The organism is Clostridium lacusfryxellense, assembly GCF_018861735.1.
Lineage (GTDB): Bacteria > Bacillota > Clostridia > Clostridiales > Clostridiaceae > Clostridium_AD > Clostridium_AD lacusfryxellense.
Genome location: NZ_JAHLEB010000056.1, coordinates 19,906 through 31,104, shown reverse-complemented (window position 1 = coordinate 31,104; position 11,199 = coordinate 19,906). Strand labels below are relative to the sequence as shown.

11 protein-coding genes are annotated in these 11,199 nt (G+C 31.0%); 1 reads left to right on the top strand and 10 read right to left on the bottom strand.

Annotated features, from left to right (window positions below; translation table 11 throughout):
• The coding region (locus tag KPL55_RS21505; protein WP_216308811.1) for a hypothetical protein at positions 1-209 on the top strand (209 nt) is incomplete at its 5' end.
• Between the two features lie 218 nt (positions 210-427).
• Here the strand turns inward: KPL55_RS21505 and KPL55_RS21500 are convergent.
• From KPL55_RS21500 to KPL55_RS21455, 10 genes are all read right to left on the bottom strand, one after another.
• Positions 428-577, bottom strand: a complete 150-nt coding sequence (locus KPL55_RS21500; protein WP_216308810.1) for a hypothetical protein — start codon at positions 575-577, stop codon at positions 428-430.
• A gap of 244 nt (positions 578-821) precedes the next feature.
• Positions 822-1,976 carry a glycoside hydrolase family 5 protein gene (locus KPL55_RS21495; RefSeq protein ID WP_216308809.1) on the bottom strand — a complete coding sequence of 385 codons (1,155 nt, stop codon included), beginning with the start codon at positions 1,974-1,976 and terminating at the stop codon, positions 822-824.
• Complete coding sequence (locus tag KPL55_RS21490) at positions 1,924-4,227, bottom strand: glycosyltransferase (RefSeq protein ID WP_216308808.1); 2,304 nt, start codon at positions 4,225-4,227, stop codon at positions 1,924-1,926. The genes KPL55_RS21495 and KPL55_RS21490 overlap by 53 nt, the downstream gene beginning before the upstream one ends.
• Before the next feature lie 39 nt (positions 4,228-4,266).
• Positions 4,267-5,103 (bottom strand): ComEC/Rec2 family competence protein, encoded by an 837-nt coding sequence (locus KPL55_RS21485; RefSeq protein WP_216308807.1) that lies wholly within the window; start codon positions 5,101-5,103, stop codon positions 4,267-4,269.
• A 34-nt stretch (positions 5,104-5,137) separates the two neighbouring features.
• Positions 5,138-6,361 carry an alginate O-acetyltransferase AlgX-related protein gene (locus KPL55_RS21480; protein ID WP_216308806.1) on the bottom strand — a complete coding sequence of 408 codons (1,224 nt, stop codon included), beginning with the start codon at positions 6,359-6,361 and terminating at the stop codon, positions 5,138-5,140.
• A 21-nt stretch (positions 6,362-6,382) separates the two neighbouring features.
• A complete protein-coding gene (locus KPL55_RS21475; protein WP_376770492.1) occupies positions 6,383-7,666 on the bottom strand; it encodes an MBOAT family O-acyltransferase in 1,284 nt (427 codons plus the stop codon).
• Between the two features lie 215 nt (positions 7,667-7,881).
• Positions 7,882-8,058: a hypothetical protein gene (locus KPL55_RS21470; protein ID WP_216308804.1), complete on the bottom strand. Its 177-nt coding sequence runs from the start codon at positions 8,056-8,058 to the stop codon at positions 7,882-7,884.
• 47 nt (positions 8,059-8,105) lie between these two features.
• Positions 8,106-9,698: a CotH kinase family protein gene (locus tag KPL55_RS21465; protein WP_216308803.1), complete on the bottom strand. Its 1,593-nt coding sequence runs from the start codon at positions 9,696-9,698 to the stop codon at positions 8,106-8,108.
• A 13-nt stretch (positions 9,699-9,711) separates the two neighbouring features.
• Entirely contained in the window at positions 9,712-10,392 is a 681-nt protein-coding gene (locus tag KPL55_RS21460) for a DUF4956 domain-containing protein (protein WP_216308802.1), read from the bottom strand.
• A 61-nt stretch (positions 10,393-10,453) separates the two neighbouring features.
• A complete protein-coding gene (locus KPL55_RS21455; RefSeq protein ID WP_246599726.1) occupies positions 10,454-11,167 on the bottom strand; it encodes a polyphosphate polymerase domain-containing protein in 714 nt (237 codons plus the stop codon).
• Positions 11,168-11,199: the final 32 nt, after the last annotated feature.

Below are 11,199 nucleotides of genomic sequence, written 5' to 3'. Positions count from 1 at the left end.
TGTTTGACATAAAAATACTCCTCCTTACAATCTTTGATAATCACTTATCTCAATTATTGCCAAGAAAGAGTATATTATATTCTGTTTACACAAAATTATTTACAGGCCCAATTTACATATTTTCTATAGATCTCCATATGTCTTCATCTACCGGTATTCCTAACTCTAAATTTCTATTTCTAGTATTTAACGTTCTTTCACCTGGGTAAAATATTTCATTATTTTCATCTACTCTTTCTGAGGTTTTAATATTATTTAGTTCTTCTTAAACTTCCATAATACTCTCATTTATAGGAATTATATTTCCTCTATATCTTACAACATATTATGACTCATCTAATTATAATAAGACTTTTACTACCAAAGACTATATTTAGCCCATTAACGATAGCATAATGGCTCGGTTCAAAACCATATTTGTTTATATTTAAATTCCCATACTGGATATTAATTTAGCCCCATTTTCTTTTAATATTTTAAGTCTATTTATTTCATCATCATGTAATTGCTTAAAATTGTCATAAGTTCTAAAACATAATTCTCTATTAATAGTTTCTAAATCATTGCCAATATTCATTATTAAGAATGCAGAGTAACAATCTCTTTGAATTGCAGTAGAAACATCCCATCTATCCTTTAATTCCTTTCTCCCTCTTAAATATTATTAAGCTTAAAAATATAAACTTAAACTTACTATTAATTATTATCTAAAACACCCTAAATAATAAGTGGTATTTAATGCAATATTCTAGGAAATCGTACTACATAAAACAGCAAAAAAATAATAAGTCTGAACCTCTTTTTAAAGAAGTTCAGACTTATTATTTATCTGATTTACGAACTAATATATACACAATTTCAGGATACTCCCATTTTAAATTATATCTATCAAATAATTCATACTTGCCTTTTTTTTCTTCATTACTTCCATCGTCCCACCAAATGCACATAATATTTTTTTCTCTTGCGGCAGTCACATAATATTTAGCCCATTCTAACCGTTCTTTAAGATTGTTTTTATTAGCTGCACCAAACTCACTAATAATAACAGGTATCCCCTTACTAATAAACTTATTATAAAGATTATTGAAAGTGTTATCTATTTCTTTTGTATCATCACTATTATCTTTACTCCATATCTTCTCAACATCTTCCTTCATAGTAAATTCATATGGGATATATTCGTGTATTGACAAGATAATTCGTTCATCCTTAGGTAATACAAAATCGTCTAAAGCTTCAATGTCGGATGAATTACAGTATGGTGCTACCATTAAATAACGTTTTTTATTTTCATTTGACCCTGACCTTATTGTTTCTACAAACGTCTCATTTAAATTATTTACCACTTCTCTAACCTCTTTGTTTCCAGCATTCCACTCAAACTCTGTACCAATTAACCTTGGCTCATTCATCGCTTCAAATATTAAATGATCATCATAATTTGCAAATCGCTCTGCAATTTGAGACCATGTTGAACTCAACATCTTCTTGGCATTCTCTTGATTATCATAAGATGGCACAAACCATTTATCATGGTGGATATCAACGATGGCATACATATCATTTTCAATAACGTAATCAACAACTTCTTGCACTCTGTTCATCCATTTTTGATCAATTACACCTTTTTCATCCATATGATGGTACCATGTAACTGGGATTCTAACTGTATTAAACCCACCATCTTTAATCTCATCTATAATAACCTTTGTAGTAACTGGATTTCCCCAAGAAACCTCGTAGATTTCTGGATCACCATTTTTAATCTTCTTTCCATCAGCATCTAAAGAATTTCCAAGATTCCAGCCAACATTCATGTTTTTTACAAACCGAATGCCAGCTGATTTATTATAGGTATATTGAACAAAATAGATTCCAGATAAAATCACAATTAGAACTACAATAAATATACGATATTTTTTATAATAAATCCATTTCTTGGAATTCTTCATTATTTGATACCTTTGTATCATTTTTCCCCTCCGTTTCATTTGGATTATGAATCCTAACTTCTTCAATCCATTTCTCTAGTAATTTTTGCTTTTCATCATTATTATGGATTTCATTGTAATTTTCAATTGCATATAGGGCTATATTATCTGTTATTATTCTCTCATATTTACATATAAGTTCTAACCCCTCTACTAATAGCAATGTGAAATTAGTAGCTTTATCTTCTACACTTAATACAATATGTTTGTAGTTATAATTTATTATATGCACAAAGCTACCACTATCGGTATTAACATCAATTTCCATATTAATTCTAGGAAGCCTTCTATTCTGATAAAACGTCTCTTTTGATCGATTAGAAACATTGAGTCTTAAATCATCAAAGCTACTTAGAGACTCAGATAAATTTAAAGGAAGTGTAGGTACTCTATCATATAATATTTGTAGATATTCCTCATATGAATCTAGCATATCAGTTATACAGAATGCATATTTAAAGCCTTCACTACTTTCTTCAACATGAACTATTCTACCCTTCATTTTCGCGTGATATCTATCTGTTTTTAAATCAATATCAACATCTAGTTCATCATCAATATTTACAGGTTTATTTAGCATAACTGAAATACCATCTTCAGAAAAATCTTTAGTTGTAGTTATTATGGACATAAGGTTATCTCGCACTTCACAATCTACTTCGGCATTAACTCTTTCGCTCTTACGAATAAAATCTCTTCCTTGTACAAAGAAAAGTGACATAACTAAACTGAATAAATTCGTAATTAACCAGAATAAAATAACAACTGGATTTAATGATCCACTTTCAAAGATTGTGCGTATACAATTGATAATGCCTATGACCGACAATACAATCAAAACTATAAAAGGAATCATATATCCAGCATTTTTACCTTTTTCATTTATAATTTCACCCTTCTTAGTAACTTTAAACTTCTTAAGAGTTATACCAAAAGTTTCTAGAATAATTGGGAATAACATAAATGGGAACATAAGTGTTTCGTAAACGCTTGTCCACTTTGTAGTTCGAATGTTTTGGCTAAGCATTTTTAATGATATATTACTGGTTATATACATAGGAAGCCAGAATATTAATATTTGAGGCAGTGTACACTTAAGTACTACATATCCAAATGTAGCAAAAAGAATTGGTGACATAATATATATTAACCTTTTTATTGGTACATACCAATACCAAATTGATGCCAAATAATTAACTTTTTGTCCTAAGCTTAAGTGAGGTGTAAAAAGAATATGCATCTTTCTTCCCGTTGAAATTACCCCTCTCCCCCAACGAACACGTTGATCTATTAAACTCTTAAGCTCTGTTGCAGATAGTCCTGAAGCTAAAACCTCGTTTATTGCATAACATATATATCCTTTCTTCTGAAGTAATATGCCTGTGGCAAAATCTTCTGTAATAGAACCTGTATAGAACCCACCAATGTCAACAAGCGCTGCTCTTGATAACATTGTATTAGATCCACCATAAATAACACTATTTGTTTTATTTCTTGAAACTTGAATATCTTTATAAAAATAGTCTTGCTCATTTGGAATCCTATTTTCAGAGAATAGGTTAAACTGAAACAAATCCGGATTGTAAAAACTTTGTGGTGTCTGAACAAACCCAAGTCTAATTTTATCCTTTTCATTACGATCCTTATTCTTAATATCCACATCAACAAAATATGGAACAGTTTTCATTAAGAAATCGTGTTTTGGAATCATATCAGCATCAAAAGTCACAATCAAAGGAGATGATGTAACAGACATAGCATGGTTTAAATTCCCCGCCTTAGCACCTTTATTATCTTTTCTATCTAAATAACCTACGCCCATCTCCTGTGCAAGTTTGCGAACTTCTGGTCTCCTACTATCATCGCATAAATATATGTGAACTTTACTCTTATCGGGATAGTCCATGTGCACACATCCATTTACTGTTTTGAAAAGTAAATCATTAGGTTCACTATATGTTGCAATATATACATCCACATCTGGGAACATATCTATAGGAACATCAGGCAACAGATGGTTTTCTATTCTATTCATATTGAAATAATGAACACCTGCTTCTAAAGCACCTAATACCTCCACAACAACTAATGCTACACCAGCAACTAGTGATACCATTCCGTATTCAACTGGCACCGTGTAGAAAACCCTCCACACTAAATAAATAATAGTTAACACTATATTAAGCATTAACCAAGCTCTGTTTTTATAACTTCGTAAATTATTTTTTTTCATAACGTTTTATACCCCCTTATTTTTAAGATTATATTCGAATTATTTTTGTAGTTCCAATACCTTACCATTACTATGAAAAACCTTATCCCCAGTTCCTGTATAAAGCAATAAAGTTTTTATTTCTTCACAGGTTTTCTTAATTATCTCATCAGAATTATTTGATGTAACTACCGCATAAGTTGGACTTACCGCTCTAATAAATCTCTCTGAATTAATGTTTGCCCTACCGTGGTGAGGTATTTTCAAAAGGTCAATGTTTCGCCAGTTAGTAAGCAACATTTCGTCAAGCCTTTTTTTCTCGGCATCTCCTGCAAAGAGCATATTAACGCTGCCATGATTAATCAATGTAGCTAATGAATAATTATTGTCTTTCGAATAATGTTTTTCTAGTGGTGGATATACAACTAGATTCATCTCTCCAACTGAAAATTTGCGAGTTAAAATCGGATATATAATAGGGATATTTTCTTCTTTAATTTTCTTATTCAACTTATCCAGCAGTTCATTGCTTTTCGGATAATAAGGCTCGATGATATTTTTCACCTTAAAATTCTTTATAACATCAGTTGCACTACCAATATGGTCCTTATCTGGATGTGTTAAGATTAAATATTCAATAGTATTCACATTTTTTTCTTTCAAATAATTTATAATTTTATCAGAATCTTGTATTTCACCTGTATCAATCAGCACGTTAACTTGTCCTTGCTGCAAAAGAATGCAGTCTGCATCTTCGCGAAGTCCTAAAAAAGAAACTTCAACTCGTGATCCTTGTTCACTTTTCTTTATATTTTGCATGTGAATGCCCCAGTATCCACAAAACATAATTGCTAAAAGAATAATCCAACCAAAAATATTTAGTATTTTTTTATGCAACCGCAGCCTCCCCACTATTAATATTATATTATTTCTATTTATTTTTGAAAAAAGTAAAAGCTTCATCATCAATATTGTCTGGATATAATTCAACGAATACATAATCAAATTTATTCTCTTTTAGATATTTTTCAATATCCACCTTACTACTCGTCGCAAGTGGCCAAATCATATCTATTTCACTGCATAATGGTGCCAAAAAAGAAAGGGTTGGCGAGAAATAAGAATCTCTTATACACAAAATTTTAGGACCATTTGGATTGTTCTTATTTGTTATTTTATCCCATGGATTGATTTGGCTATATGCATCATACTTAGAAACAGTGTAAATTTTAGAAGATGATGTTAGAAGATCTAATCGTAATACTGCCTCTTCATAACTACCTTCCGTACGTTTTTTAATGCCCTCAAGATTTATCGATTCCCAAACTAAATCTGTTTTAAATTTAGGTGTAATAAATGTAAAATCATCAAGCCCACTATAATTAATTCCTGTGTTTCGTCCCATAGAACCTAACATACTTTTAGGATAGGTGTATTTATTGTAATTATTTATATCACTATAGAATCCATCTGGATCAACATTCAATCCATATCGGCTTTTCATATCACTCAAGATGGCACGAAACCCAAGAAAAGCTGCCTCAATTGTCCAGTGATGGTCTGTTTTATAAAAAAGTTTATCATAAGGCAAACCCGATTCTAGTATTGGTTTGCGTAAATCTAATGTTTCCACACCATTACTCTGAAGATTAAGTAAAAACTCATCTTGAACTAGATTTGGATCCTTAACAGGAAACCCACTGTCAAATACCGAATTGTGACCTTGATATTTTCCTGGTGGATTAATAAATAGTGTTTTAGCGCCAGTACTTTCAACACTTTCTTTTAATCTTCGCATTTGTTTTGCATATTCCATTAATTTAGAATTATCTTCTCTATAAAAGCTTGCATAGTTTAGATAACCATTTTTATCCTTTCCGTAAGTAAAATTATCAATTTCACTTTTACCAAGAAGCTTTTGAATGTATCCATATGTTTCAATAAAGTCAATTTTAAAAAGCAGCTTATCATTTGCCGTTGCTTCTACTTTGCTAATTAGATTTTTCACATCACTTTGATTAGTTATTTTTCCATACTCCTTAAAAGTTGTTTTCATCCCATCAAATTGATATATAAAATTAGTAATTCCGAAGGTAAACAATATAAGAAGAAATACTCCTGCAAATATATACTTCTTCATAAAAAAATGTTTCATATCTATGCCCCCTTTTGCACACTAAAAATTAAAGTAGATAAATGGATTGTATGTGCCTCTCGCTAAGTAAACAACACATATAATAAATAGCCCTGTTATAGCAATTGGATAAGCAATACTGTATATATTTCCAAGGACAGACATTTTTCGAGCTGCCAGCAGATTATTTATCTTCTTTGAAATCGGTGTGCATAATAAAACCCCTAGGCCTAACCACAAGGCATTTTCTTTTATAAATACAATTGCTAAATCACTGTAAAATCCATTGTTATTAAGACCAAACATATTAAGATAATACCTTCCTGCTTGATACAGATCCTTGGCCCTAAATGTTACCCAGCCAAATGTTACAATAATCATAGTATAAATATTCATTAGGATTCTATGTTTATTATTCTCATGGTAATGCAAAAAACGTTCTGACAATATAAAGATGAAGTTCCACAATCCCCAAAATAGGAATGTCCAATTAGCTCCATGCCAAATCCCTGTGAGTAGCCATACAATAAGTAGATTTCGTACCATTTTATCTTTACTAGCAGTTCTTGAACCACCCAAAGGAAAATAAACATATTCTTTAAACCAACTTGATAGTGAAATATGCCATCTTCTCCAAAATTCTGTTATAGACCTTGAAATATAAGGATAATTAAAGTTTTCATTAAACTTAAATCCAAACATCAATCCAAGCCCGATTGCCATATCAGAATATGCAGAAAAATCAAAGAAAATTTGCAATGTATATGCGATTGCACCTAGCCATGCAAGCATTACTGGAACTTCATAAGTTTGCGCACCAATCGTTGACCAATTAAAAATATTATCTGCCATTATAGCAAAATTATTTGCTAGCAGCATTTTCTTACCTAGTCCAGTTACAAAACGACATGCACCAACAGAAAATTTTTGATAGCTTGAAGTACGCGTTCTAATTTGCTCTGCCACATCATTATATTGAATAATAGGGCCTGCAATTAGCTGTGGAAAAAACGAAATATATAATCCAACGTAGAATGGGTTTTTTTCTACTTTTGTAGTTCCGTTATAAACATCAATAACATAAGATAATGCCTGGAAAGTAAAAAATGATATCCCTAAAGGAAGTAAAAGTGATGTAGTAGGTAAATGCCCTTTAAACATATCATTAATATTTACTATCAAGAAATTTAAGTACTTGTAAAAAAATAATATACCCATGTTTATGCAGCAATCAACAATAAGTAATATTTTTGCTGTTTTTGTGTCCTCACGATTTTTATCAATGAGAAATCCAAATAATGAATTCAATAAAATTGAAAACAGCATAAGCAGCACATAAATGGGTTCACCCCATGCATAAAATAAAATACTAGTAATAAATAACCAAATATTTTGTGAAAGTCTTGAGAAACTCAAGAAATAATAAATTAATATTACTACTGGTAAAAAATAAAATAAAAAAACTATACTTGAAAATAACATTTATCTTCTCCCACACAACAATAAACTGTTGTAATTCTTTTTTGTCATTTTTTATTTTGTCATTCTTTTTTATTTTCATAATAAAAGAAACTTATTAGTATACTTAACATACAAACACAAAACGCTATTCTAAAAAACCATATCCAAAAGGGTGTATTTATATCTTGCAAAAAGTATTTAACTTCCTCTACCTTTTGGGGAATAACCGCTATAAAAACATTACTATATTTCATCATAGTTTTAAACTTCCTCCTGGTTCATTGAATATACTTTTGCTTTAATTTTATTCCCGTGATACATAAATTATCGGAATACAGAACAAAGCCACAACGAAAAGTAATATCAAATTTGTTCGACTTGTCCAATCTGTTTCTTTGGTTGCAACTTGCCCTAATGCTTGTAAGCTCTTTGGAATTTCATTTCCATGTTTTCTTAAAATTGTTTTTAACTTAAATACATCTTGATCGTACTCAGAAATTTCACGATTAATCTTGTCGCCTTCTGCATCTCTATATGGTTTTAGTGCATAACCATCTTGCTTACTCCGAATTTCATTCCAGCGAGCCCATTCGCGTTCCTGCGCTGGGGCAATATATGCTTCAATTTCATTTATATCATTTGTAATATTTTCCTCTGAAAGATATGTTCGTCTAAGCTGTGCATAACGTTTTTGAAGTTTTAATACAAATGATTTGTCTTTTGTAAGTCTGTCAAACCACGGTGCTGTTTGAACAGCCAGAGCTTTAACATTCATAGGTTTTTCAGTAAAATTGTCTACTGCACCATCGAAGTCCCATACCGGTCCAATGCTAAGCTTCCCACCTAATTCCTTATACATATAAGTAGAATTATTACCTGCGTCATAATTTCCAAAATATTCATTAATTATAAAATAATCAATAAAAGAATCAACATTAATATAGTAAGGATATGTTGAAAATTCAGATGAATTATCTGAGTATAATATTTTTTCAATTTTACTAATATCTTTTTCAATATAATCTATCATCTTTGGGTTTACGTTAATTTTACTAGGATAACGAAGACCAAGATATCCGGAACTAAGTTTATTTTGCGTAGCATATGTTTTAAGCATAATAGCTTCTTCGTCATATCTATCCCTACGCACCATATAACTGTTATAATTCTCAGTTGCCTTATATTTAGAAATATCTACTCTATTTAGGCCTTGTTTAACACTTTCACCCATTAGGTAAACCCCTTGATAGGTATAGGCATCCTTTTCTTTTATCACCACTTCGCAATACAAGGCATCTGGTGTGTAACTAAGAAATTTAGATGCCGTACGGTAGGCTAAATAATTGCGCATCATACTTTTATCAGTCATAGTTCCGTTTATAATCCACTCATTATCCGTGCCCATACCTAACAATGATAGTTCATTATCTTGCCCTGTTTCTGTGATAAGTTTAACTAAATATTGAGGTTTAGCGTATTTCATCGATGTATTTCCACGTAGTTTGATTTTAATTTTGCTTTTGCTTGTTGGATTATCTGTTAACAGATTCCTTTTGTTATTATCAAGCACCGAAATAGTGCCATCAACAAAAGGTTCAATATCTTTAATTGGTTCATATAAAAGTGTCTGTTCGTTAAATTTTGTATTCACGGGTGGTTCTATACTTTCAGTATCAATAATAACTATTGGCAAATTAGATGAAAAATCACTTTTCAGTGTGAAATCATCGCTTAATGATGATAATGCATTATCTTCTTTATCAGCGCTAACTAATGGTTCACTATAAGAATTAGTGCTTTTTACCGCTGCTTTTTTATTAGTGTAAATCGTCATACTTAAAGTGATGATAAGACTTACCGCAATTACTATTAAACTGGTAATGCGCCTATTTGTCATTCTTCACCATCCTTTATCGATTTATCTCATCATTTTGGCATACCATATTTACGTTACTGATACCTTCTTTTTTATACAATATGTCTGAGATAGGTTCTTCATTTTTATTTGCAGCCTTAATCATCACTTGAGATAACTCAAATATATATTCCACTGTTTGGGCTGAAGTATTTTTTACTCTTAAACGTGCTTTACCATTGTACTGTGAGCTTACAGTATTTTCAATATATTCGCCGCATTCACGCGTGCCACGAACTACAAGTAGAAAACGATCATTGGTTTTAACCAAACCAAATATTAATAAGAATAAAAATATTACCGCTGACCCAACCCCAGCTATCATGAATTCTGAGGCACCACAACATATTCCAACAGCTATGCACCAAAAAATATATGCTGTATCTCTAGGGTCTTTAATAGCTGTACGAAAACGTACAATAGATAAAGCACCGACCATACCTAATGATAGGGCTATATTGTTTCCGATTACGTTCATAACCATTGTAGTTATTAGTGTAAGCATAACCAAAGAAACATTAAACCTTGCACTATATACTGCTCCAGTTTGTGAAAAACGATAGGATATATATATAACAGCACCGAGCACAACTGACATTAGAAAATTAAATAAAACACCCTCTAGTGTTAGTGCTCCTGTATTTGTAACTAAATAGTTAAGTAATTGTTCTTTCATAGTTTCCCCCAGACTTTAATATGTGAATTATTGTATTATTATTGTTAACAAATAACTATTCTTATGTAAATAGTCCACCAGTAGATTGACTAATACTTCTTCCCAAACAATATTTGCTGTTTGATGTCGAAATCTTATTACATTCTGACAACAAATCTCTGACATAACTTAATAAAAATCTATTGTATTTCACTTCGAGAGTAACATCATCAAAATGGCTTACTGGGTATAGATTTAAATTTTGCGAAAACAGGTCAAAATTATTTTCTGTTGCTTCAATACGTGAATCAAGAGTAATCCGGATATCATTTTCAGTTATAAAAAATGCTGTTCGCCTGTATTCGATAATGCATTTTGGCATATAGAGCTGTTGCATCATCGCAAAATATAACTCCAGGGCAAAAGAATTTTCGTAAGATAATAAACATTCATATCTTCCTGATATTAACTCCAATGCATGTTCCTTTGAAATATTAAGTGACCTTTTACGTTGATTATCTCCTAATTTCTCTTTCATTTCTAACTTCGCGTTATTGGCACTTGGAGAATAAATACGCAAACGAATTTTTTTTCTATATTCATATCCATCCTCTTTTTGAGTATAGTCAGTATCATCTATTGTATCAAAATATAATGACCTTACCATATATCCCTCACGAGCTGAATTTTGGTCTTGATGTAAAACTTGAGATAACAATTGATACATATTACTAGATGTTGCTTGAGATATAATATACTTCTTTTCCTTTCTTAAGACCTCTGTTATACCGTCCATTCTATATACATACCCCCAACTTCTACATTCAC